This is a genomic window from Pseudomonas sp. GW821-FHT02B10, from assembly GCF_059421865.1.
This window is the reverse complement of sequence record NZ_JBWKVU010000001.1, coordinates 525,327-549,043: the sequence shown is the minus strand read 5'-3', so window position 1 is coordinate 549,043 and position 23,717 is coordinate 525,327. Positions and strand designations below refer to the sequence as shown.

24 protein-coding genes and 2 tRNA genes are annotated in these 23,717 nt (G+C 60.7%); 12 read left to right on the top strand and 14 right to left on the bottom strand.

The genetic code is table 11. From position 1 onward, the window contains the following. Nucleotides 1-283: 283 nt before the first annotated feature. From AC07VU_RS02515 to AC07VU_RS02500, 4 genes are all read left to right on the top strand, one after another. Nucleotides 284-360, top strand: a tRNA-Met gene (locus AC07VU_RS02515). A gap of 187 nt (nt 361-547) precedes the next feature. Next, nucleotides 548-624 (top strand) — tRNA-Met (locus tag AC07VU_RS02510). 279 nt (nt 625-903) lie between these two features. After that, on the top strand, nt 904-3,552 hold the full coding sequence (mprF, locus tag AC07VU_RS02505) for a bifunctional lysylphosphatidylglycerol flippase/synthetase MprF (RefSeq protein WP_495029481.1): 2,649 nt from the start codon (nt 904-906) through the stop codon (nt 3,550-3,552). After that, on the top strand, nt 3,552-4,847 hold the full coding sequence (locus tag AC07VU_RS02500; RefSeq protein WP_123573725.1) for a virulence factor family protein: 1,296 nt from the start codon (nt 3,552-3,554) through the stop codon (nt 4,845-4,847). The genes mprF and AC07VU_RS02500 overlap by 1 nt, the downstream gene beginning before the upstream one ends. Before the next feature lie 220 nt (nt 4,848-5,067). On the opposite strand, the gene AC07VU_RS02495 is transcribed toward AC07VU_RS02500, so the two are convergent. Beyond that, nucleotides 5,068-6,969 carry a potassium transporter Kup gene (locus AC07VU_RS02495; RefSeq protein WP_495029480.1) on the bottom strand — a complete coding sequence of 634 codons (1,902 nt, stop codon included), beginning with the start codon at nt 6,967-6,969 and terminating at the stop codon, nt 5,068-5,070. 331 nt (nt 6,970-7,300) lie between these two features. Here AC07VU_RS02495 and rimO point away from each other — a divergent pair, with 331 nt between their 5' ends. From rimO to tsaA, 5 genes are all read left to right on the top strand, one after another. Then, nucleotides 7,301-8,638 (top strand): 30S ribosomal protein S12 methylthiotransferase RimO, encoded by a 1,338-nt coding sequence (gene rimO / locus AC07VU_RS02490; RefSeq protein ID WP_007923924.1) that lies wholly within the window; start codon nt 7,301-7,303, stop codon nt 8,636-8,638. A 106-nt stretch (nt 8,639-8,744) separates the two neighbouring features. Next, the gene (locus AC07VU_RS02485; protein WP_085529982.1) at nt 8,745-9,218 is read left to right on the top strand and encodes a GNAT family N-acetyltransferase; all 474 of its coding nucleotides are present in this window, start codon (nt 8,745-8,747) and stop codon (nt 9,216-9,218) included. 82 nt (nt 9,219-9,300) lie between these two features. Beyond that, nucleotides 9,301-10,011, top strand: a complete 711-nt coding sequence (locus AC07VU_RS02480) for an rRNA pseudouridine synthase (protein WP_025806691.1) — start codon at nt 9,301-9,303, stop codon at nt 10,009-10,011. Between the two features lie 66 nt (nt 10,012-10,077). Beyond that, complete coding sequence (locus AC07VU_RS02475; RefSeq protein ID WP_007923927.1) at nt 10,078-10,539, top strand: YehS family protein; 462 nt, start codon at nt 10,078-10,080, stop codon at nt 10,537-10,539. 62 nt (nt 10,540-10,601) lie between these two features. Beyond that, the gene (gene tsaA / locus AC07VU_RS02470) at nt 10,602-11,297 is read left to right on the top strand and encodes a tRNA (N6-threonylcarbamoyladenosine(37)-N6)-methyltransferase TrmO (protein ID WP_495029479.1); all 696 of its coding nucleotides are present in this window, start codon (nt 10,602-10,604) and stop codon (nt 11,295-11,297) included. 72 nt (nt 11,298-11,369) lie between these two features. Here tsaA and fpr read toward each other — a convergent pair whose 3' ends face one another. Beyond that, on the bottom strand, nt 11,370-12,149 hold the full coding sequence (gene fpr / locus AC07VU_RS02465; protein ID WP_007923929.1) for a ferredoxin-NADP reductase: 780 nt from the start codon (nt 12,147-12,149) through the stop codon (nt 11,370-11,372). A 135-nt stretch (nt 12,150-12,284) separates the two neighbouring features. Here fpr and AC07VU_RS02460 point away from each other — a divergent pair, with 135 nt between their 5' ends. Then, nucleotides 12,285-13,211 carry a LysR family transcriptional regulator gene (locus AC07VU_RS02460; protein WP_007923931.1) on the top strand — a complete coding sequence of 309 codons (927 nt, stop codon included), beginning with the start codon at nt 12,285-12,287 and terminating at the stop codon, nt 13,209-13,211. Nucleotides 13,212-13,378: 167 nt separating this feature from the next. Here the strand turns inward: AC07VU_RS02460 and AC07VU_RS02455 are convergent, their stop codons facing one another. From AC07VU_RS02455 to AC07VU_RS02445, 3 genes are all read right to left on the bottom strand, one after another. Then, nucleotides 13,379-13,741: a diacylglycerol kinase gene (locus tag AC07VU_RS02455; protein WP_007923932.1), complete on the bottom strand. Its 363-nt coding sequence runs from the start codon at nt 13,739-13,741 to the stop codon at nt 13,379-13,381. A gap of 75 nt (nt 13,742-13,816) precedes the next feature. Next, complete coding sequence (gene erdR / locus AC07VU_RS02450) at nt 13,817-14,467, bottom strand: response regulator transcription factor ErdR (RefSeq protein ID WP_007923933.1); 651 nt, start codon at nt 14,465-14,467, stop codon at nt 13,817-13,819. Between the two features lie 333 nt (nt 14,468-14,800). After that, complete coding sequence (locus AC07VU_RS02445; RefSeq protein WP_495029478.1) at nt 14,801-15,511, bottom strand: tRNA-uridine aminocarboxypropyltransferase; 711 nt, start codon at nt 15,509-15,511, stop codon at nt 14,801-14,803. A 189-nt stretch (nt 15,512-15,700) separates the two neighbouring features. Here AC07VU_RS02445 and AC07VU_RS02440 point away from each other — a divergent pair, with 189 nt between their 5' ends. Then, on the top strand, nt 15,701-16,123 hold the full coding sequence (locus AC07VU_RS02440) for a PA3611 family quorum-sensing-regulated virulence factor (RefSeq protein WP_274305729.1): 423 nt from the start codon (nt 15,701-15,703) through the stop codon (nt 16,121-16,123). A 1-nt stretch (nt 16,124) separates the two neighbouring features. Here AC07VU_RS02440 and AC07VU_RS02435 read toward each other — a convergent pair whose 3' ends face one another. Beyond that, nucleotides 16,125-16,319: a hypothetical protein gene (locus tag AC07VU_RS02435; protein WP_007923939.1), complete on the bottom strand. Its 195-nt coding sequence runs from the start codon at nt 16,317-16,319 to the stop codon at nt 16,125-16,127. A 482-nt stretch (nt 16,320-16,801) separates the two neighbouring features. Here AC07VU_RS02435 and AC07VU_RS02430 point away from each other — a divergent pair, with 482 nt between their 5' ends. Beyond that, nucleotides 16,802-17,917, top strand: coding sequence for an LOG family protein (locus AC07VU_RS02430; RefSeq protein WP_007923940.1), 1,116 nt, complete (start codon nt 16,802-16,804; stop codon nt 17,915-17,917). A gap of 45 nt (nt 17,918-17,962) precedes the next feature. Here the strand turns inward: AC07VU_RS02430 and recX are convergent, their stop codons facing one another. The 8 genes from recX to AC07VU_RS02390 form a co-directional block, all read right to left on the bottom strand. Then, a complete protein-coding gene (gene recX, locus AC07VU_RS02425; protein WP_274305728.1) occupies nt 17,963-18,430 on the bottom strand; it encodes a recombination regulator RecX in 468 nt (155 codons plus the stop codon). An 8-nt stretch (nt 18,431-18,438) separates the two neighbouring features. Next, nucleotides 18,439-19,491: a recombinase RecA gene (recA, locus tag AC07VU_RS02420; RefSeq protein WP_007923942.1), complete on the bottom strand. Its 1,053-nt coding sequence runs from the start codon at nt 19,489-19,491 to the stop codon at nt 18,439-18,441. An 83-nt stretch (nt 19,492-19,574) separates the two neighbouring features. Then, the gene (locus tag AC07VU_RS02415; protein ID WP_495029477.1) at nt 19,575-20,075 is read right to left on the bottom strand and encodes a CinA family protein; all 501 of its coding nucleotides are present in this window, start codon (nt 20,073-20,075) and stop codon (nt 19,575-19,577) included. An 82-nt stretch (nt 20,076-20,157) separates the two neighbouring features. Further along, a complete protein-coding gene (locus AC07VU_RS02410; protein WP_274305726.1) occupies nt 20,158-20,694 on the bottom strand; it encodes a lysis system spanin subunit in 537 nt (178 codons plus the stop codon). Then, a complete protein-coding gene (locus AC07VU_RS02405) occupies nt 20,676-21,239 on the bottom strand; it encodes a glycoside hydrolase family 19 protein (protein ID WP_007923947.1) in 564 nt (187 codons plus the stop codon). Before AC07VU_RS02405 ends, AC07VU_RS02410 begins: the two co-directional genes overlap by 19 nt. A gap of 45 nt (nt 21,240-21,284) precedes the next feature. Continuing rightward, entirely contained in the window at nt 21,285-21,935 is a 651-nt protein-coding gene (locus AC07VU_RS02400) for a phage tail assembly chaperone (protein ID WP_420801057.1), read from the bottom strand. A 12-nt stretch (nt 21,936-21,947) separates the two neighbouring features. Next, nucleotides 21,948-23,159 (bottom strand): carbohydrate-binding protein CenC, encoded by a 1,212-nt coding sequence (locus tag AC07VU_RS02395; protein ID WP_495029476.1) that lies wholly within the window; start codon nt 23,157-23,159, stop codon nt 21,948-21,950. A 72-nt stretch (nt 23,160-23,231) separates the two neighbouring features. Continuing rightward, nucleotides 23,232-23,717 (bottom strand): tail fiber assembly protein, encoded by a 486-nt coding sequence (locus AC07VU_RS02390; protein ID WP_274305724.1) that lies wholly within the window; start codon nt 23,715-23,717, stop codon nt 23,232-23,234.

Below are 23,717 nucleotides of genomic sequence, written 5' to 3'. Positions count from 1 at the left end.
TGGAAGCAAGAGGTCGATCACAAGACAGGGCGACAGTATCTCACCGAGAACTGTATATAGCACCAGTAGTTTGATTTCTCCTGCCTATCACCAGAAAAATCGGAAGATGAATTTATTTTCTCAATCGGTCAAAGCCCCTCAATAGAGCTGAAAACCTTGTGCAGCATGCCCTCAGGGCCGATTGAGGGGCTGCATTTTCAAGCTAAGCAATTGAACGAAAACAGTTTTTTTCGGCCAATTGGTTGACAGGCCGGCGATCCTCTGTAGAATGCCGCCACACAGACGCGGGATGGAGCAGTCTGGTAGCTCGTCGGGCTCATAACCCGAAGGTCGTCGGTTCAAATCCGGCTCCCGCAACCAAACATCAAAAAAGGCTACTCGAAAGAGTGGCCTTTTTTGTGCGCGCCCGTTTTGTTGTCGCACAAAACAAAACCCTTTGCAGTACCGGGACTTAACCCGCCTTGCGAGTCATTCAACACTTATTTGACTCAATGGACCATTAACGGTTGACACTCCAGCATTCGTCTGTAGAATGCCGCCACACAGACGCGGGATGGAGCAGCCTGGTAGCTCGTCGGGCTCATAACCCGAAGGTCGTCGGTTCAAATCCGGCTCCCGCAACCAAACAACAAAAAAGGCCACTCGAAAGAGTGGCCTTTTTTGTATCTGTCGAAAAAATCTTTTCGCAACAATGACCTGGCAACCTCCCGTGAACCGTCAGTCACCTCCCCCACTCTTTCCAACCCGCTATGCTCATTGCCAGGCAGCCGCTTGAAAACGCTAGCCGTCCGGGCTCGCAGGGCCATGGTGAGACGCGTTAATATTTGAAACTATTTTTTCTGCAGGGATTGGTAACTTGGCTGGATACCCCCATCCTGTCGCGCACAATCCACGAGGTGATTGATGCGTGCCAACTCGTCTGATTCACAAGACACCGATACCGTTACAGCGAACCAACCGGTCGCGGCCACCCGCTTGCGCTGGCTGGAGCTATTGAGCAAATACCGCCAGCCCATCGGCATGGTCGTGACCCTGCTGCTGTTCGGCATCGCCCTGATTGCCTGTCGTCACCTGCTCAGCGAGCTGGATCTGTATGCCCTGCATGATTCGATCCTCGACGTGCCCAAGCCGGCCCTGCTCGGCGCCCTGGCCGCGACCGTGGTCGGTTTCGTCATCCTGCTCGGCTACGAATGGTCCGCCAGCCGCTACGCCGGGGTGAACCTGCCGCCGCGCACCCTGGCCCTCGGGGGCTTCACCGCCTTTGCCATCGGCAACGCCATCGGCCTGTCGCTGCTCTCCGGTGGTTCGGTGCGTTACCGCCTCTATGCCCGGCATAGCGTGGGTGCCGGCGACGTCGCCCATATGACGCTGTTCGCCAGCTTGTCCCTGGGTTGTGCCCTGCCACCGCTCGCCGCCCTGGCGACCCTGAGCAACCTGCCCGCCGCCTCCGCCGCCCTGCGCCTCTCCGAAGGCCTGCTGGCCAGCATTGCCGGCGCCGTACTGCTGCTCTGCGCGATCCTGGTCATCGGTATCTACCGGCGCCGCCTGCCTGAACAGCCACTGCCGGACAACCTGTTGGTCAAGGCCGGGCGCCGCACCCTGCGCCTGCCTGGACGCCGCCTGACGCTCCTGCAACTGCTGATCACCGCCCTCGACGTCGCCGCCGCAGCCACCGTGCTCTATCTGCTGCTGCCCGAGGCACCGCCCTTCGGCGCCTTCCTGCTGGTCTACCTGCTGGCCCTGGCGGCCGGCGTGCTCAGCCATGTACCCGGCGGCGTCGGGGTGTTCGAAGCGATTCTGCTGGCCGCCTTCGCCGACAAGCTCGGTGCGGCGCCACTGGCCGCCGCCCTGCTGCTGTACCGGCTGATCTACGTGATCCTGCCGATGCTGGTGGCCTGCGTCCTGCTGCTGATCAATGAGGCCCAGCGCCTGTTCCAGACCCGTCAATCGCTGCGGGTGGCCTCGGGCCTGGCCGCACCGATCCTCGCGGTGCTGGTGTTCCTGTCCGGCGTGGTGCTGCTGTTTTCCGGCGTGACCCCGGAAATCGACACCCGCCTGCAACACATCGGTTTTCTGATCCCGCACCGCCTGGTGGATGCCTCGCACTTCGGCGCCAGCCTGGTCGGGGTGCTTTGCCTGCTGCTGGCCCAGGGCCTGCGCCGGCGCCTGTCCGCGGCCTGGATATTGACCACCATCCTGCTGCTGGTCGGTGCCGTGCTCTCGCTGCTCAAGGGTTTCGACTGGGAAGAAGCCAGCCTGATGACCCTGACCGCCAGCCTGCTGGCGGTCTTCCGCCGCTCCTTCTACCGGCCGAGCCGCCTCACCGAACTGCCATTCTCGCCGCTGTACCTGGTGGCCAGCGTCTGTGTGCTGGGCGCATCGATCTGGCTGCTGCTGTTCGCCTATCAGGACGTGCCCTACAGCCATCAGCTGTGGTGGCAGTTCACCCTCGACGCCGATGCCCCACGGGGCCTGCGCTCGCTGCTGGGGGCCGCGGTGCTGCTGGTGGTGGTGTCCCTGACCTGGCTGCTGCGCACCGCGCGCCCGGTGATTCACCTGCCCAATGGTGAGGAGCTGGACCGCGCGGCGAAGATCCTCATGGCCTCTTCGCAGCCCGACGGCGGCCTGTCCCTGACCGGCGACAAGGCCCTGCTGTTCCATCCCAACGACGACGCCTTCCTCATGTATGCCCGGCGCGGCCGCAGCCTGGTGGCGCTGTACGACCCGATCGGGCCGACCCAGCAACGGGCCGAGATGATCTGGCAGTTCCGCGACCTGTGCGACGTCCACCATGCGCGTCCGGTGTTCTATCAAGTGCGCGCGGAAAACCTGCCGTACTACATGGACATCGGCCTGACCGCGATCAAGCTTGGCGAAGAAGCCCGGGTCGACCTGAACCGCTTTGACCTCGAAGCCAAGGGCAAGGAGATGAAGGACCTGCGCTACACCTGGAACCGCGGTACCCGCGACGGTCTGTCGCTGGAAATCCATGAAGCCGGGCAGGCGCCGATGGACGAGCTGAAAGTCATTTCCGATGCCTGGCTGACCGGCAAGAATGTCCGCGAGAAAGGTTTCTCCCTCGGGCGTTTCAGCGAGGACTACCTCAAGCATTTCCGTATCGCGATCATCCGTTTTGAAGGACGTCCGGTGGCCTTCGCCAACCTGCTCGAGACCTACAGCCATGACCTGGCCAGCCTCGACCTGATGCGCGCCCACCCGGAGGCTCCCAAGCTGACCATGGAATTCATGATGGTCGGCCTGATCCAGCATTATAAAAACCATGGGTATGCCCGCTTCAGTCTGGGCATGGTGCCGTTGTCGGGTCTGCAACCCCGGCGTGGCGCGCCACTGACCCAGCGCCTTGGATCGATGGTTTTCCGTCGGGGTGAGCAGCTGTACAACTTCCAAGGGTTGCGCCGTTTCAAAGACAAATTCCAGCCTGACTGGGAACCTCGTTACATGGCCGTGCCCGCCGGACTGGATCCGCTGGTGGCACTGGCCGATACCGCCGCCCTGATTGCGGGCGGCCTGACTGGATTGGTGAAACGCTGATGATTCAACGCTCCTGGCGGTATGTATTAGCCACTCTGGTGGTGTTTGCCCTGATAGCGGGAGGCGGCTACTGGTACTGGAATCGTCCGGCACCACAACCGACCCTGGAACACCTGGCCCAGACCGATGGCTCGACCCTGACCCGTGTCACCCCGGCCGCCCAGGCCAAAGCCCGGGTCGCCGTGGCCGTCCTCGCCGACGAAGCCCTGACCGATACCCAACTCCTGGCCTTGAGCCGCGGCGGCGCGGCGCAGATCGTCCAGGTAATCCTGCCCAAGGACGACTGCAAGCTGCAGGAACAAGCCCTGCAGACCGCCTTGGGCCAACTCGCGGGCCCGGCGACCCTGGTCAGCGGCATCGGCCCTGGTGCCGCCCTGGCCTGGCGCTGGATCGCCACCCAGAACGACGACAAGGCCCAGGCCGTGTCGGTGGGCTTTACCATCAACCCGGCCCCGGGCTGTACCAACCCGTTGCCCAAGACCCTGGCCCACGGCCACTGGCTGGTGGCCTGGAACGACAACCCGGATGACGAAAGCGCCGGCTTCGTGCGTGACACCCCCAATGCCAGCACCAGCATCAGCGACTACGACATTCACCTGCCCCAGGTGCTGAACAACGAGCTGCGCAAGCTGCTGGTGGGTTCGGACAACGGCGGCCTGAACATCCCGGTGGTCGAAGTGCCGGCCGGCCAGGCCAAGGACACCGTGACCCTGTTCCTCTCCGGTGACGGCGGCTGGCGCGACCTGGACCGTGACGTGGCCGGCGAGATGGCGAAGATCGGCTACCCGGTGGTCGGCATCGACACCCTGCGCTACTACTGGCAGCACAAGACCCCGGAGCAGAGCGCCACCGACCTGACCGAACTGATGCAGCACTACCGGCAGAAATGGGGCACCAAGCGCTTCGTGCTGACCGGCTACTCGTTCGGCGCCGACGTGTTGCCAGCCATCTACAACCGCCTGCCGGAAGCCGAGCAGCAGCGAGTCGACGCCATTATCCTGCTGGCCTTCGCCCGCACCGGCAGTTTCGAGATCGAAGTCGAAGGCTGGCTGGGCAACGCCGGCAAGGAAGCCGCCACCGGCCCGGAAATGGCCAAGCTGCCAGCGGCCAAGGTGGTGTGCATCTACGGCGAGGAAGAAGTCGACGAAAGCGGTTGCACCGACAAGACCGCCGTCGGCGAAGCCATGAAACTGCCGGGCGGCCATCACTTCGACGAAAACTACCCGGCCCTGGCCCAGCGCCTGGTCAACGTCATCGAGAAACGCCAGGGCAAGGACAAGGTCGCCGAAGAGTGATCTGAATGCCCAGACAAGGCCCCCGCTGCCAACCGGCACCGGGGGCTTTTTCATCCTTGAAATCCCCCTCTGCGGGAGCGGAGCTAGCTCGCGATCAGCGCGGGCTGCCAGGTAGAGCGCCATCGCGAGCAAGCTCGCTCCTACAGGGGAAAGCGCCCTCCTCCAACAAAAAAGCCCCCGTCACCACAGCGGTGACGGGGGCTTCTGCTGTCGCGCCAGCTTACATCTCGATCTGCGTACCCAACTCGATCACGCGGTTCACCGGCAGCTTGAAGAAGCGCAGGTTGCCGTTGGCGTTCTTGAGCATGAAGGCGAACAGCGTCTCGCGCCAGCGCGCCATGCCGACGATCTTGGAGGTGATGACCGTCTCGCGGCTGAGGAAGTAGGTGGTGCGCATCGGGCTGAAGTCCAGCTCGTCGAGATGGCACAGTTTCAGCGCTTCAGGCACGTCCGGCTCGTCGGTGAAACCGAAGTGCAGGATCACCCGGAAGAAGCCTTCGCCATAGGAATCCACCTCGAAGCGCCGTTGCGTCGGCACCCGCGGGATATCTTCATAGACCACCGTCAGCAGCACCACTTGCTCGTGCAGCACCTGGTTATGCAGCAGGTTGTGCAACAGCGCATGGGGCACGGCGTCGGAGCGCGCAGTGAGGAACACCGCGGTGCCCTGGACTCGATGCGGCGGCTGCACACGGATGCTGTTGATAAAGATCGGCAGCGGCAACGCGCCCTCGCCGAGGCGGTCCATCAACAGTTCCTTGCCGCGTTTCCAGGTGGTCATCAGGGCGAACAGCACAATCCCCGCCAATACCGGGAAAGCACCGCCCTGGAAGATCTTCGGTACGTTGGCGGCGAAGAACAGCCCGTCCACCAGCAGGAAGCCCACCAGGATCGGCACCGTCAGCACCGGCGACCACTTCCACAGCAACAGCATCACCGCCGACACCAGGATGCTGGTGATCAGCATGGTCCCGGTCACCGCCACGCCGTAGGCCGAAGCCAGTGCGCCGGAAGACTCGAAGCCCAGCACCAGGAGGATCACCCCGACCATCAGCGCCCAGTTCACCGCACCGATGTAGATCTGCCCCTGCTCCGCGCTGGAGGTGTGCTGGATGTACATGCGCGGGATATAACCCAGCTGGATCGCCTGGCGGGTCAGGGAGAACGCGCCGGAGATCACCGCCTGGGAGGCGATCACGGTAGCCAGGGTCGCCAGCACCACCAGCGGGATCAGGGCCCAGCTCGGCGCCAGCAGATAGAACGGGTTACGCGCCGCTTCCGGGTTCTCCAGGAGCAAGGCGCCCTGGCCGAAATAGTTGAGCACCAGCGCCGGCAGCACCAGAGCGAACCAGGCGCGAGCGATCGGCTTGCGCCCGAAGTGGCCCATGTCGGCGTACAGCGCTTCGGCACCGGTCAATGCCAGCACTACCGCGCCGAGAATGGCCACGCCCATGCCCGGATGCACGATGAAGAACCGCACGCCCCAGACCGGGTTCAGCGCCTGCAGCACTTCCGGATGCTGGGCGATGCCGTAGATCCCCAGCCCGCCCAGCGTCACGAACCACAGGACCATTACCGGTCCGAACAGCTTGCCGATGCGATCGGTACCGTGTTTCTGGATCAGAAACAGCGCCACCAGCACGATCAACGCCATCGGTACGACCCAGTGCTCGAGCCCGTCGAAGGCAATCTCCAGCCCCTCCACCGCCGACAATACGGAAATCGCCGGGGTGATCATGCTGTCGCCGTAGAACAAGGCCGCGCCGATCAGGCCCAGGATGACCAGGACCACCCGCAGCCTCGGATAGGGCGTCGACGCCCGCCGGGCCAGGGCGGTCAAGGCCATGATGCCACCCTCGCCCTGGTTGTCGGCCCGCAGGATGAACAACACGTATTTGATCGAGACCACCCAGACCAGCGACCAGAAGATCAATGCAAGAATGCCGAATACACCGTCGTGGTTGACCGGGACCCCGTAATGCCCCGCGAATACCTCCTTCAAGGTATAAAGCGGGCTGGTACCGATATCGCCATAAACCACCCCGACCGCCGCCACCAGCATCCCCAGGGGCCTGGCCCTGGAATGCTCGCCGCCTACCGCCTGACTACTTGCCTGACCCATCCACCACTCCTACTACCCAGATCGGGGCTTCTTATAAAAGGCATGACATTCAAGACAACGCCAAGCTTGCAAGACTCTCGTGAATGCCAATGCAGCATGCGCCCTTTTACTTACAGTTACAGAGGTTCTCTTGACTATAAGAATTCACCTGGGCGCAACGGCGCGAAGCATAGCGCAGCACTCGTCGTATTTCCCTGCATAAAGCTGGTCAAGTGCGCCGGCCATCGCTAGAATTGCGCACTTTTTGATCAGAGGCGCGCCAAGCGCCCGTCCGTCGCCAGCGGTTTTACCCAAGCCGCCGAGCGACCCGACACCTATGCCGAGGTTAGACATGTCCACCCCTACCGCGCCAGCCAACCCCAAGGTCGGCTTCGTTTCCCTGGGCTGCCCGAAAGCGCTGGTCGATTCCGAGCGCATCCTCACGCAACTGCGTATGGAAGGTTATGACGTGGTGTCCACCTACCAGGACGCCGACGTCGTGGTGGTCAACACCTGCGGTTTCATCGACTCGGCCAAGGCCGAATCCCTGGAAGTGATCGGCGAAGCCATCAAGGAAAACGGCAAGGTCATCGTCACCGGCTGCATGGGCGTGGAAGAAGGCAATATCCGCGACGTGCATCCGAGCGTGCTGGCCGTGACCGGCCCGCAGCAGTACGAGCAAGTGGTCAGCGCGGTGCACGAAGTGGTGCCGCCGAAACAGGACCACAACCCGCTGATCGACCTGGTACCGCCACAAGGCATCAAGCTGACTCCGCGCCACTACGCGTACCTGAAGATTTCCGAAGGCTGCAACCACAGCTGCAGCTTCTGCATCATCCCGTCGATGCGCGGCAAGCTGGTCAGCCGCCCGGTGGGCGATGTACTGGACGAGGCCCAGCGTCTGGTCAAGTCCGGGGTCAAGGAACTGCTGGTGATCTCCCAGGACACCAGCGCCTATGGCGTCGACGTCAAGTACCGCACCGGCTTCTGGAACGGCGCGCCGGTGAAAACCCGCATGACCGAGCTGTGCGAAGCCCTCAGCACCCTGGGCGTCTGGGTCCGCCTGCACTACGTCTACCCGTACCCGCACGTGGACGAGCTGATCCCGCTGATGGCCGCCGGTAAGATCCTGCCGTACCTGGACATCCCGTTCCAGCACGCCAGCCCGAAAGTGCTCAAGGCCATGAAGCGCCCGGCCTTCGAAGACAAGACCCTGGCCCGGATCAAGAACTGGCGCCAGATCTGCCCCGAGCTGATCATCCGCTCGACCTTCATCGTCGGCTTCCCCGGCGAAACCGAAGAAGACTTCCAGTACCTGCTCGACTGGCTGACCGAAGCCCAGCTCGACCGCGTCGGCTGCTTCCAGTACTCACCGGTGGAAGGCGCGCCAGCCAACGACCTGGACCTGGAAGTGGTCCCGGACGAAGTCAAGCAGGACCGTTGGGAGCGCTTCATGGCGCACCAGCAGGCAATCAGCTCGGCGCGCCTGCAACAGCGCATCGGCAAGGAAATCGAAGTGCTGATCGATGAAGTCGACGAACAGGGCGCCGTGGGCCGCTGCTTCTTCGACGCCCCGGAAATCGACGGCAACGTGTTCATCGACGGTGCCGGCGACCTCAAACCAGGCGACAAGGTCTGGTGCCGGGTGACCGACGCCGACGAATACGACCTGTGGGCCGAAGTCCTGTAAGGCGTAAAAAACCGCAAAGCCCCGCTCTCTTCGCGAGATGCGGGGCTTTTTTACGTCTATCGTTTGCTCAGGACCACGGATGCGTCACCACAAAGGAGCAGGCGGCATGCGCCATCATTCGGTCATCCACACCCCGAAACACAGCGACTACCCGGAACTGACCCGGGTCTGGGAGGCCTCGGTGCGCGCCACCCACGACTTCCTGCCGGACAGCTACATCGAACTGCTGAGAAACCTGGTGCTGAACCGTTATCTGGATGCAGTGATGCTGATCTGCACCCGGGACCAGCGCCAGCACATCACCGGCTTCGCCGGGGTCGCCGCCGGCAAGATCGAGATGCTCTTCATCGATCCCGCCCATCGCGGCCAGGGCCTGGGCAAGCAATTGCTCAGGTACGCCATCGAACACCTGAACGCCGACGAGCTGGACGTCAACGAGCAGAACCCGCAAGCCCTGGGCTTCTACTTCAAGCAGGGCTTCGAGGTCATCGGTCGCTCCGAGCACGACGGCATGGGCCAGCCCTATCCGCTGCTGCACATGCGCCTGAAACAGCCCCAGCAGCAGGCACTGCGCGGCTAAAAGCCACAGCGGGCAAATGGACCCGCGATTAACCGGCGCCGGGCAGGTACAATGCCTGCCCCCTTTTGCTACGGCCCCTGTCATGACTGACCCGATTCGTCTCTCCAAACGCCTCATCGAACTCGTCGGCTGCTCCCGCCGGGAGGCTGAGCTGTTCATCGAGGGCGGCTGGGTCACCGTGGATGGCGAGGTCATCGACGAGCCGCAGTTCAAGGTCGACACCCAGAAAGTCGAACTCGACCCACAGGCCAAGGCCACCGCGCCGGAGCCGGTGACCCTGCTGCTGAACGTACCGGCCGGCCAGGACGTCGACAGCGCCATGCAGTCGCTGAGCGCCGCCAGCCTGTCCGAGGAGCACCGCTTCGGCAAACGACCGCTCAAGGGCCACTTCCTGCGCCTGACCGCCAGCGCCGACCTGCAAGCCAATGCCAGCGGCCTGCTGGTGTTCACCCAGGACTGGAAGATCCTGCGCAAGCTGACCGCCGATGCGGCCAAGATCGAGCAGGAATACGTGGTCGAGGTGGAAGGCGAGATGGTCGCCCACGGCCTTAACCGCCTGAACCACGGCCTGACTTACAAGGGCCGGGAACTGCCGCCGGTCAAGGCCAGCTGGCAGAACGAAAACCGCCTGCGCTTCGCCATGAAGAACCCGCAACCGGGCGTGATCGCCCAGCTCTGCGAAGCGGTAGGCCTGAAGGTGGTCGCCATTCGCCGCATCCGTATCGGTGGGGTTTCCATCGGCAAGGTGCCGGTCGGGCAATGGCGCTACCTGTCCGCCAAAGAAAAATTCTAGGCCGACACCCATTCAGACGCCGCGCGTGCATGCGGCGCTCAACGTGAACAGACCAGGACTGTAGACATGATTCATAACGATGTACTGCGCAGCGTGCGCTACATGCTCGACATCAGCGACAAGAAGGTCGTCGAGATCATCAAGCTCACCGGCTTTGACGTGAGCCTGGACGACATAGTCGGCTACCTGAAAAAGGACGAGGAAGAAGGTTTCGTGCATTGCCCGGACGAGGTCATGGCGCACTTTCTCGACGGACTGGTGATCTTCAAGCGTGGCAAGGACGAAAGCCGTCCGCCGTTGCCGATCGAACTGCCGGTGACCAACAACATCATCCTGAAGAAGCTGCGGGTCGCCTTCGAGCTGAAGGAAGACGACATGCACGCCATCCTCAAGGCCGCCGACTTCCCGGTGTCCAAGCCAGAGCTGAGCGCGCTGTTCCGCAAGTTCGGCCACACCAACTACCGCCCGTGCGGCGACCAGTTGCTGCGCAACTTCCTCAAGGGCCTGACCCTACGCGTCAGGGCTTAAGACAGCTACAAGCTGCAAGTTCAAAGCTTGTAGCTCGAAGCTTGCAACTTGAGATTTGCAAAATGACCTACAGCGTTTCCCCCATCGGCTTCGTGCGCTCCTGCTTCAAGGAAAAGTTCGCCATCCCGCGCCAGCCGCAACTGGCCCCGGCGGCCCGTGGCGTGCTGGAGCTGGTGGCGCCCTTCAACCAGGGCGACGCGGTGCAGGGCCTGGAACAGGTCAGCCACGTCTGGCTGCTGTTCCTGTTTCACCAGGCGCTGGAAGACAAACCGCGGCTCAAGGTCCGCCCGCCGCGCCTGGGTGGCAACAAGTCCATGGGGGTCTTCGCCACCCGCGCCACCCACCGGCCCAACGGCATTGGCCAGTCGGTGGTCAAGCTGGACAAGGTCGAGGCCAACCGCCTGTGGATCTCCGGCATCGACCTGCTGGACGGCACGCCGATTCTCGATATCAAGCCCTACGTGCCTTACGCCGACATCATCGATAGCGCGAGCAACAGCATCGCCAGCGCGGCGCCGCAGCTGATCCCGGTGCAGTGGAGCGACAACGCCCTGCAACAGGCTCATACGCACGCTCAACGCCTGCAGGAGCCGCTGGTGGAGCTGATCGAGCAATGTTTGGCCCAGGACCCACGCCCGGCCTACCAGACGCCCACCCCGGAACGCGAATACGGCGCGCAGTTCTGGGATCTGGACGTGCGCTGGCACTACCCCCAGCCGGGCCTGATCCAGGTCCTGGAAGTGGTCCCCGCGCGCTGACCGGAAGCCGGAAACGAAAAAGCCCGCGTTGCCTTCTCAGGCAACGCGGGCTTTTTCTGTGCTGCGAGTCGCTTACTTCTCGACGAAAGCGCGCTCGATCAGGTAGTCACCCGGCTCGCGCATGCGTGGCGAAACGGTCAGGCCGAAGCTGTTGAGCACTTCGCTGGTCTCGTCGAGCATGCTCGGGCTGCCGCACAGCATGGCGCGGTCGTCCTGCGGGTTGATCGGCGGCAGGCCGATGTCGCTGAACAGCTTGCCGCTGCGCATCAGGTCGGTCAGGCGGCCTTCGTTCTCGAACGGCTCACGGGTCACGGTCGGGTAGTAGATCAGTTTTTCACGCAGCGCTTCGCCGAAGAACTCGTTCTGCGGCAGGTGCTCGGTGATGAACTCGCGGTAGGCGACTTCGTTGACGTAACGCACGCCGTGGCACAGGATCACTTTCTCGAAACGCTCGTAGGTTTCCGGATCCTGGATGACGCTCATGAACGGCGCCAGGCCGGTGCCGGTGCTGAGCAGGTACAGGTGCTTGCCAGGCTTCAGGTCGTCCAGTACCAGGGTACCGGTAGGCTTCTTGCTGATGATGATCTCGTCGCCTTCCTTCAAATGCTGCAGCTGGGAAGTCAGCGGGCCATCGGGAACCTTGATGCTGAAGAACTCGAGATGCTCTTCCCAGTTCGGGCTGGCAATCGAGTAAGCGCGCATAAGCGGGCGGCCATTGGGCTGTTGCAGGCCGATCATCACGAACTGACCGTTCTCGAAGCGCAGGCCCGGATCGCGGGTGCACTTGAAGCTGAACAGAGTGTCGTTCCAGTGATGAACACTGAGGACACGCTCGTGGTTCATGTTGCTCATGTACGGGGGACTCCTGGAAAGTTGTCGGCGCCTGCTCTGCGACAAGCGAGCCGAGCGCAATTGCACAGCATTCTAATGGCGGCGACAATATCTGTTAACTGGATTATTAAGATAAGGGTTATCGGTTATATCGATATGCGATTTACTCTCCGTCAACTGCAAGTATTCGTCGCCGTCGCCCAGCAAGAGAGCGTTTCTCGTGCTGCCGGCCTGCTGGCCCTTTCCCAATCCGCGGCAAGCACTTCAATCACCGAACTGGAACGGCAATCCAGTTGCCAGTTGTTCGATCGCGCCGGCAAGCGCCTGAGCCTCAACGCCCTGGGCAAACAGCTGCTGCCCCAGGCGGTGGCGTTGCTGGACCAGGCCAAGGAAATCGAAGACCTGCTCAACGGCAAGTCCGGCTTCGGCTCGTTGTCGGTGGGCGCGACCCTGACCATCGGCAATTACCTGGCGACCCTGTTGATCGGCAGCTTCATGCAGGTCCACCCGGAGAGCCAGGTCAAACTGCATGTGCAGAACACTGCGCATATCGTGCAACAGGTCGCCCACTACGAAATTGACCTGGGTCTAATCGAAGGCGACTGCAGCCATCCGGACATCGAAGTACAAACCTGGGTCGAGGATGAGCTGGTGGTGTTCTGCGCCCCGCAGCACCCCTTGGCCAAACGCGGCCATGCGAGCATGGAGGAGCTGACCCACGAAGCCTGGATTCTGCGGGAACAGGGCTCGGGCACGCGCCTGACCTTCGACCAGGCCATGCGTCATCACCGCAGCGCGCTGAATATCCGGCTCGAACTGGAACACACCGAAGCGATCAAGCGCGCGGTGGAGTCGGGGTTGGGGATTGGCTGCATTTCCAGGCTGGCGCTGCGCGACGCCTTCCGGCGTGGCAGCCTGGTGCCGGTAGAGACGCCGGACCTGGACCTGGCCCGGCAGTTCTATTTCATCTGGCACAAACAGAAATATCAGACCTCGGCGATGCGCGAATTCCTCGAACTCTGCCGTGCCTTTACCGCCGGGGTGCAGCGCAGCGACGAGATCGTGCTGCCGAGCATTCCCTAGGGTCTGTACGAAAAGTCGGCGAGCGAAGGTCAGGCAAGGCAAAAACAGGCGAGGAACGGCCGGGGTCGCGTTCGACTTTAGGGGCCTACATGAGCATTCCGATCGGACTCGCGCACGAGCCTGTTTTTAACGCAGCATGGCCGAGTGCAGCCACTTTTCGTACAGACCTAGATCAGGATCACCGCCCAGACCACAGTGATCATGCTCAAGGCTACGAGTTGCGCGGCGCTGCCCATGTCCTTGGCATTTTTCGACAGTGGATGGCGATCCAGGGAGATCCGGTCGATCGCCGCCTCGACCGCCGAATTGAGCAGTTCGACAATCAGCGCCAGCAGGCAGACAGCAATCAGCAACGCCCGCTCGACCCGGCTGACATTCAGCAGGAAAGACACGGGGATCAGAATCGCGTTGAGCAGCACCAGCTGACGAAACGCAGCTTCGCCGGTGAAGGCGGCCCGCAGGCCATCGAAGGAGTATCCCGAGGCATTGAGGATGCGTTTAAGACCGGTTTGACCTTTGAAAGGCGACATAAATAGGCAACTAGAACAATAAGGAATGGGCAAGCTAGTTCAACAAAAGTCAAAAAAGCGTGAAGAAAGAGCCAGTTACTGGCTGGAAATTGACTCAAGTTGTTGCAGGAGCAGCGCCGCCTGGGTGCGGGTCCGCACCCCCAGCTTACGGAAGATTGCCGTCACATGGGCCTTGATGGTGGCTTCCGAAACGCTCAGTTCATAAGCGATCTGCTTGTTCAGCAAACCCTCGCAAACCATGGTCAGCACGCGGAACTGTTGTGGCGTCAGGCTCGCCAGGCCTTCGCTGGCCGCCTTGGCCTCAGCGGAGACGCTGACCTCTTCAAAGGCCTGTGGCGGCCACCAGACATCGCCGTCGAGCACGCTGCGCACGGCCTGTTGAATGACTTCGAGAGAACTGGACTTGGGAATAAAACCGCTGGCGCCAAATTCGCGTGAACGCACCATCACTGATGCTTCTTCCTGTGCCGACACCATCACCACCGGAATCTGCGGGTACTGACCGCGCAACAGCACCAGGCCGGAAAAGCCGTAAGCGCCCGGCATGTTCAGGTCCAGCAGCACCAGGTCCCAATCGGCCTTTTCGGTCAGGCGGGCTTCCAGTTCGGCAATGCTCGCCACTTCCACCAGACGGACATCCGGGCCGAGGCCCAGGGTCACCGCTTGATGCAGTGCGCTACGAAAGAGGGGGTGGTCATCGGCAATCAGGATTTCGTATGTGGCCATTTTTCAAATGATCCTGTTTTTTATGGGAGTACCGATGCATTCGGTCCTCGCCAAGGCAACACAGGTGTCAGCCAGAATGCTGCACCCAAAGAGCACGATCAACGCCAAGAGCCCGGAAATGCAGCGTTTCAAAGATCGGTCGCGCCCTAATCGGCGCCAAGCATGCCCAGCGAAGCCGGGGTGGTCAAGCTTCGGGCTGTGCGGCATCTTAGCTTGCTAACTAATAACAGTGCCATCATACAAAGCCATGCCCGCACGGCTGCGCCTTGATGCTGAGCGGGATGCTGGTGGCACAGCTCCGGCCGAAAAAACTCCAGTCCCTTGCCTCAGGTATTACAGAAAAGGCTTGAGGCGCGTGTGCGTCTCGTCGTCAGGGTCGATCTCAAGCTGGAACTTGGCCGACAGATAATGGGTGCTGAACACATCCAGATAAGCATCCAGCACTTCGCCGGCCTGCCGGTCCGCGGCCAACTCCAGGCACAGCGCCGCAACCTCCGCGGTACAGAAATGGTCATCGCGCTTGGAGCGCCGCAGCTTGTAGCGCGACAACTGCTCCGGCTCCAGGCTCAATACCGGCAAGTGTTCAAGATAAGGGCTTTTGCGAAACATCTTGCGCGCTTCGCTCCAGGTCGCATCCAGCAGGATAAACAGCGGGCGCTTGCCCGCCTCCAGGTGGACTTCGTTCACCACCCGCTGTGGCGCGACGAACTCTGCGGGGAACACCACATAAGGCTGCCACTGGGGATCGGCCAGCAAGGCCAGCAATTGTGGGTCGACTTCTGTTCGCGACCAGGGGAACGCCATGGTGTCTTCTATGACATCGGCGATCAGCCAGCCGGTATTGCTCGGCTTCATGGGTTCGACGTCATGCATGATCAGGCACATCGCCGACTGCGCGGAAACCTTGGGGCGCCAGGCGCACATGCAGTGGCTGGGAATCACCCGACAGCCCGCACAGCGCTCCGCCCGGGAACCCCGGGCGGTAAAAGGTCTGACGGCACGCGCAAGACGTTGGGCACGCAGGCGGGATACGGCATGACTCATTAGAAGCCGCCCTGGCAGAAAGAAGGAATCGACACGAAAAGAACTCGGAAAGCTGAAAATTCGCACAAGTTTATCAGAGCTCTCTGCTCAAACCTGTACCGCCTACCCTCGCTCCCCTATAATTCGCCGCCACTGAACGCACAGTCGCGTGACTGGTCGAAGCATCAGTCACTGAACCAGGAGAGTTTCATGTTGCGCTTTATCGTTCCCACCGCCACCCTTCTGCTGGCCTTGCCGTTCAGTGCCCAGGCTGCATCGCTGCAAGACTTCGAACTGAACAAGACCCTGCAGAAAACCGCCGAGGAAAGTAACGTCGGCACGCCTCGGGAAGTCAACGAGAACATCCTCGACCAGGGTTATACCGTCGAAGGCAAGGAGTTGATCAACCACCTCAGCGTCCAGGCCGAACACGCGGAAAAAATGCGCGCCAACCCCAAGGCGGTCTACCTGCAACTGGGCGCCAGCGTTTGTCGTGACCCGAACTACCGCAAGCTGATGGCCAAGGGCGCGATCATGCGCTACGAATTCACCGAGAACCGCACCAACCGCCCGGTCGCCTCGGCGCGCTTCCAGGAGTCGGACTGCCCGGCCCCGACGAAGAAGAAAAAGTAATTCAGTGCCCCGCTGCGTGCCGCTGTTGATCATCGGCTCGCAGCTCCGCCAACAGGGCCTGCAAATAGCTCGAACGGCGCTCCCCACCTTCAAGCCGGCGTCGGCATTCCTCTTCAAGAGTCAGATGATTGGCGTCTGCCGCTGACTTCAGCAGTTGATACAGCTGCGCATCTATTTCCAGTACGACTTTGTGCATGACCAGCCTCCGTGCCCCACTCGCCATTACCTGCGCGACAACCCCGCCCTGTGCATCCTGCCCTTTGACGCCAAGCTGTCTTGCTAGCGCTGTAACTTAGTAAATCAGAGCCTCCACCGGCCGGCATGCGTTCAGACAGGCGGTGAAAGCGCTGCACACCACCGCTAATAAGTGATTGCCAGCCCCGACTTTCAAGGCCCATGATCAAGTCAGCGCGAATCATCATGAAGGTCTAGATTTCAAAGTGTTCATGCTGAATTTTCCTGGGTGGATCCGGAGGCCGCCCAAGCGCGTCTTGCAGTGCACATGCTTTCTAAATCAAGGAATAGCAGAACCTGTATGGATGGCCCGCTGGCCACGTCAGGGTTTTTCCGCCCTGGCGAATCAGCCGCCAAAGCCGGGCTGACAGCGACACATGCAGTGTCGTGATGCCAACGAATGCTTCGTTCGTGTCAAAGGTTCTGTGCAGAAGGAGAAGTTGAATGCCTTACGAACCGAATGACCTCCTCAGTCGTCATTTTCAGAGCAACGGTATCGACCTCAGCAAGGTCGAAGAACAACTCAACCTGATCGCTCCCAACAGCCCCAACATTCCTCTTTATCGCGACATGATTCTCACCGTCCTGCGCATGGCCCAGGACGATCTCAACCGCTGGAACGCGAAAATCACCCTGCAGGCCCTGCGCGAACTGGAACATGCTTTTCGCGTGCTGGAACAGTTCAAGGGGCGACGCAAGGTGACGGTATTCGGCTCCGCGCGCACGCCGATCGAACACCCGCTGTATGGCCTGGCGCGAGAACTCGGTGCGGCCCTGGCCCGCTCCGACCTGATGGTCATCACGGGCGCCGGTGGCGGCATCATGGCCGCGGCCCACGAAGGTGCCGGTCGCGATCACAGCCTGGGGTTCAATATCACCCTGCCCTTCGAGCAGCATGCCAACCCAACGGTGGACGGCACCGAGAACTTGCTGTCCTTCCACTTCTTCTTTACCCGCAAGCTGTTCTTCGTCAAGGAAGCCGATGCCCTGGTGTTATGCCCGGGTGGCTTTGGCACGCTTGATGAGGCGCTGGAAGTACTGACCCTGATCCAGACCGGCAAGAGCCCGTTGGTACCGGTGGTGCTGCTGGATGTTCCGGGAGGAACCTTCTGGCAAGGGGCGCTGGACTTTATCCACAACCAGCTCGAGAACAACCGCTACATCCTGCCAACCGACATGAAGCTGATGCGCCTGGCGCACAACACCGAGGAGGCGGTCGAAGAAATCAACCAGTTCTACAGCAACTTCCACTCCAGTCGCTGGCTGAAACATCAGTTTGTCATTCGCATGAATCACAAGCTCAGCGAACCGGCGCTCGAGCAGATGCAGACGGCTTTTGCTGACCTGTGCCTGAGCGATCGCTTCCATCAACATGCCTACAATGTCGAGGAGCACAACGAACCGGAGTTCAGCCATCTGGCACGCCTGTCGTTCACCTTCAACGCCCGCGACAATGGTCGCCTGCGCGAACTGATCGACTTCATCAACCTGCCGGAAAACTGGGCGATGAATCAGGCCAGGACGCCACAACGCAATAGAGAACCGATCAAGGTCACTTGAGCGGGGAAGCAGCGGCCCGCGCATTCGACTCGCGGGCCCTACAGGTCAATCGTCCACCCTTCGGCCGCTCAACAAGCGGCCGATCATGTCCATCGAATATCCCCGATACCCCAGAAAGCGGCCTTGTTTGGCACGCTCCTTGGCATCTATCGGGAAATGCCCGGCAAACTTGCGCCGCCAGACATCCTCCAGTTGTGCTTGCCAGTCGATGCCGCTCTCACGCAAGGCGAGTTCGATATCGGCACGCTGCAAACCGCGCTGGCTGAGTTCTTCGCGAATACGCATGGGGCCGTAGCCGGAACGGGCACGATAGGAAACGAAACTTTCGAGGTAGCGGGATTCGGATAGCAGCCCCTCCTCCGTCAAACGGTCAAGGGCTGTTTCGATCATCTCGGGAGAGGCGCCGCGCTGACGCAGTTTACGCGTCAGCTCGACTCGACCGTGCTCGCGTCGCGCGAGCAGGTCCATTGCGGTTCGCCGCACCGCGACAAGGGTATCGAGTTCGGCGGTCATCGGATCGATCAGATATCCGCGTCGGCCATGTCATCGATGGTCTCGTTGACCGGCGAAGCTTTGACATCAGCGGTCGGAGCCAGCAGCTTGTCGCGAATCTGCTTCTCGAGGGCGTTACCGATTTCCGGGTTGTCCTGCAGGAACTTGGCCGAGTTGGCCTTGCCCTGACCGATCTTGTTGCCCTGATAGCTGTACCAGGCACCGGACTTCTCGAGGAAACCGTGCAGCACGCCCAGATCGATGATCTCGCCGTTCAGGTAGATACCCTTGCCGTACAGGATCTGGAATTCAGCCTGGCGGAACGGTGGAGCCACCTTGTTCTTGACGATCTTGACCCGGGTTTCGCTACCGACGACTTCGTCACCTTCCTTCACCGCGCCAGTACGACGGATATCCAGACGAACCGAAGCGTAGAACTTCAGCGCGTTACCACCGGTGGTGGTTTCCGGGCTGCCGAACATCACGCCGATTTTCATACGGATCTGGTTGATGAAGATCACCAGGCAGTTGGCGTTCTTGATGTTGCCGGTGATCTTGCGCAGCGCCTGGGACATCAGACGGGCCTGCAGGCCCACGTGCATGTCGCCCATCTCGCCTTCGATCTCGGCCTTGGGCACCAATGCCGCCACGGAGTCGATCACGATCACGTCGATGGCATTGGAGCGCACCAGCATGTCGGTGATTTCCAGCGCCTGTTCACCGGTATCCGGCTGGGAAACCAGCAGGTCGTCAACGTTGACCCCCAGCTTGCCGGCGTATTCCGGGTCCAGTGCGTGCTCGGCGTCGACGAAGGCGCAAGTGGCGCCCATCTTCTGTGCCTGGGCAATCACGGACAGGGTCAGGGTGGTTTTACCGGACGATTCCGGACCGTAGATTTCAACAATACGGCCCTTTGGCAGGCCGCCGATGCCGAGTGCGATGTCCAGACCCAGAGAGCCAGTGGAAATGGCCGGGATCGCCTGGCGGTCGTGATCGCCCATACGCATTACGGCACCCTTGCCGAATTGACGTTCGATCTGACCCAGGGCCGCAGCCAAGGCTTTCTTCTTGTTGTCGTCCATTAAAGTCCTCACGTAATCAATAAGGCCTGACGGCCAACACCTGTATAAGTAGCCAGTATTATTCCACAGCGTTCGTGGATCGCCTACCCCTGTTTTGAGATTTCTGCCGCGGCATGTTGCAGCAAGCCCTCTAGCGCGGCCTTCACCGTTTGTCGGCGGACGTCGTCCCGATTCCCGGCAAAGTGTCGGCACTCGGCCGTTACCGCCTCTCCCACGCCCCAGGCCAGCCATACGGTGCCCACCGGTTTCTGCGGCGAGCCGCCGTCCGGGCCGGCCACGCCGCTGACCGCCACGGCAAAACGCGCCCTGCTTTTGCCCTGCGCGCCCTGCACCATCGCCTCGACCACCTCGCGGCTGACCGCGCCGACGGAAGCGAACAGCGCTTCCGGCACCCCTAGCTGTTTGGTCTTCTGCCGATTGGAGTAGGTCACATAACCCGCTTCGAACCAGGCCGAACTCCCGGGAATGCGGGTGATGGCCTCGGCAATCCCGCCACCGGTGCAGGATTCGGCGGTGGTGACGTGGGTATTCAGAATCTGCAGGCGCCTGCCAAGTTCAGCGGCAAGCTGGGTGATTTCGTTCACGGTCCTCTCCTGATCGGGTTGGCGGAGGTCTTACCGTACACGAGCGATACGCGCTTGCAAGGCACGGAGCGGATCAAAATGTTTAGCGGTTCAACGCCCTGACGTAGGCCTGGCACGCCTGCAGGGCGATCAGTCCCTGGTCGCCGGCATCGGTGATGCCGATAATTCGTTGAGCATGCGCCGGGTCAAGTCGGGCTCGCGGGGCTCCATGAACCACGCCGCCGGTGGCGGGGGTGGCAGGCACCGGGCAGCCGCCGGCGCTGTCATCGGCGGCGAGGAGGACTGACAGGCGCAGATCAGCAGTGGCAAGACGGTCGCGCAGGCGACCTTGATCACGTTGTGCATCGTTCAAGGCTCGGTAATGGGTTTGGTCGCTGGCTTGCAGCTGTTGCTCCAGGGCCAGGCGTTTATCCTGCTCGTCCCGCTGCCGGGCAGCGGCCGCCAGGTTCAACTGATTCAGAGCTTCGCCGTGCAGCCTGGCCTGCTCCGCCAGTTGCCGGCCAAAACGCCACTCCTGAACCTGCCAGGCCAGCGTCCCCGCGACGCCGGCCACCACGGCCAGCAGCACGACGACAACCATTGCCCGGGAAGACAGAGGCATCAGGCCGAAGGCTGGCATAACACCTCCCGCGCCCGCGCCCAGAGCTGCAGACGATCCTCCAGCCCGTTCAAGCCGCCGTTGATACGACGGGTGATGCTGTTGAACTGGTCGCGGTCGGCCAGTTCGTTAAGACCGTTCTGCTGCCAGAACCAGGCGGCCGACTCGGCGGCCCACTGCGGCTGTTCCAACAATTCGGGCAACGCCAGCAAACGCTCGTCACCGAACAGCCCAAGGCTGCATTGCCGGTAGTTGTTGCGACCGGTGACCTGGATCAGACCGCGGCCACGGTATTTCTGGCCGTCGCCATCGGCCTCCGGGGTATTGCCCAGACGGGCCGCCAGGCTGCCGGTGTCGTATTTGCTCAGGTACTGGTCATTGCCCAGCTCCCGCACATAACGCAACTGCCCCGACTCATGACCGACCTGCGCGAGGAAGGCGGCCATGCGCTTGGGCGTGTTGATATGGCGGTTCAGCATGGCGGTGTTAAGCGCAGAAACAAAAACGCCCGCTTGGGAGCGGGCGTTGGGCATGATGCGTTGAATCATTTCAAGGGTAACAGGCATTTCACTCTACCTCCTCTGCCTCGAGGACGTTCGGAACAAACAGGGTCATTTATGCTCCTGCAGAACAGGTTCAAGCCAACCTGGCTCGACAGGCCGATACTCGGCGTTCGGAAAATCGGCGGCCGAAGGCCAATCCCGCAACCCCTGTCGATAGGCCAGCAGCTCCTTGAACTGCTCGGCACTCAGCGTCGTACCTTCGCCCATGTCCATTTCTTCGTTATCACGAATAACCAGCCACTGAGTGGACTCCAGCATCTTGCTGCGCCATGCCCTTTCAATCGCCTCGGCTTTCCGCGCAGAAGCGCCTGCAGTCGATACAGCAAGAGCAGAAATCAAACCGATGTTGAGGGACGGTCTTGCGACAATAGAAGGAAAACTCGAGGACTCCGGCCAGCTACGCAAAGCCCGGCGGTAGGCTTGTAAGTTCTCATAGTCAGCAATTGATATCGTTGTATCGATCCCAGCCTCCAGCTCATCGCGATGCCTTGCGACGATGCCATCGGTTTGTAGCAGCTGCGAATCACGCCAGACACGCTCAGCCCCATCCGACTCAGTATTGATCGTGATCGGTTGTGGCTCTCCCCCATAACTCAGCCATTGCAAGTAGGCAGCCCAATCGCGATTGGCCAAGTCTTCTGGAATAAAAACCGAATCGGCAAGGCGATAGACCCCATTAGCGGTCAGTTGATAACTCATATGGTTTTATCCCTATAGTTCGGCATCTGCCGTTGCATGGATGTAATAAGCCTGAGGTACCACCGCGACATCCGAGTTGTACACCCAGGCTCCTCGTGTAGAGACTGAAAAGGGACGCGCATTGCCAGACGAAATCGCGTCGCTCCCGGAGCGCCACTGACCAACAGTCCCGCTCTGCGAGGTCCTGTACAGGGCAATACTGGGAGTCGTTCTTTTTTCTACCTTGAAAGACCACTGTGCCAAGGGTTGGGAAAGAGAGCCCGCCTGCCCCTCCACGACGATTGATATAAGAGCCCCAGCAATAGAGCTTGATGTATCGCCTGGCTGAATGTCCTGCCTGAATGTTTTCTCGTAATAACGTTGACACAGCATCAACTCTTCGGCGGGACTTCTAAACTCAAAAGGCGTTGAAACCGCTCCTTCTTCAAACTGAACTTGAGCTAAATCGATTGTTTGCAAGACATTCAATGGCAAATCGAAGGCCAACCTAAGAGAGTCGTTCTCCGCACCGCCCAGGACTTTGCCTGCAATCGATGGGACTTTCACAGTCGCTGTATAACGCGCCCATGTGCTGGTCAGCTTAAACACTCCCACAGTCGTGACCACAGACTCCGAGCCACCGCCAAAAGACTGGGTCACCGTCACCGTGATATTTCTCTCTGCATCGGCTTTCGCCCAGAAAGTCACGGTTGCCAGCTTTCCGGCCAGGGTTCTAACAGACTCAACATACTGTGAAATCTTATGTGTATTTGCCCCAGCACCGGCCGTGACTTGCTGCCAACGTAGAAAAAATCGTGGCTCATTGGGAACTTCTGTTTGTCCCAAAGTAAAGCTCTGACGCGAAATATTGACTCCAGCATTGCCATTCCAGTCACAACGAAACCGATCTGCAACATATCCTCCAATATTGGTCCCCTGGTTAGCGCCCCCCCGCTGCCAAATATCGAAGTTCCCATTAATCACATGGTTCTTTCGATAGACCTGAACCGGAAATGCTTGCAACGGATCCAGCTTGGCAAGCTCTTTGATAGCCAGTGTTAGCTGATTGTTCTGATCCTCTACAGGAGACATTCCTGCCGCATCGATTGCATTAACAATCTCTTGAGTGACCGCATTCCCCCAACTCGCGGGGATTAGAGACCCTGGCGTTCCTGCGATCGGATTTTCATCGACAAACTTTCCATTTACCAAACCGGCACTCGGTACACTCTTTGGGTAGTCCACTGTCTAGCCCTCATACAAATTAAACATAAAAAACTTCAGCATTCGGCAAAGCCCAATACAGAGTCGACAAACTCAAACGGACTCGGTCATCTGCACCGGCTTTCTCACCCTCTTTCTTTTCACCGTCGCTCCTGTAGTGCCGGAAGTCATTCGCAGCACGGGGCGATCTGCGGCGGCAGGAAACTTTCGTGATTTTGGCCAGCTGCGCAAATCGCAGCGATAGGCTTGCAGGGCGTTGTAGTCGGCATCGGACAAAGTGGTGGTGGCTTGAGACTCCAGCTCATCGCGGTGCCGGGCGACCAGCGCATCGGTCTTGAGCAACTCCGAGTCACGCCAGGCGCGCTCAATTGAAACTAATTGTTCAGGCGAGGGACCGGCAGGGTCGACAAGAATGGGCGCACCGTTGTCATTGGCCACAATCCGCTTGCCCACGCCCTGCCCGGCAAAGAGTTCGGCATATTCAGCCTGGCTGATTTCCACTGCGCCTTCTGGCGGGGCCTCGTTCGCAGAGGCGACAACATCGAAACCGAGGGTTTTCGCAAAGAAATAAATCTTCAT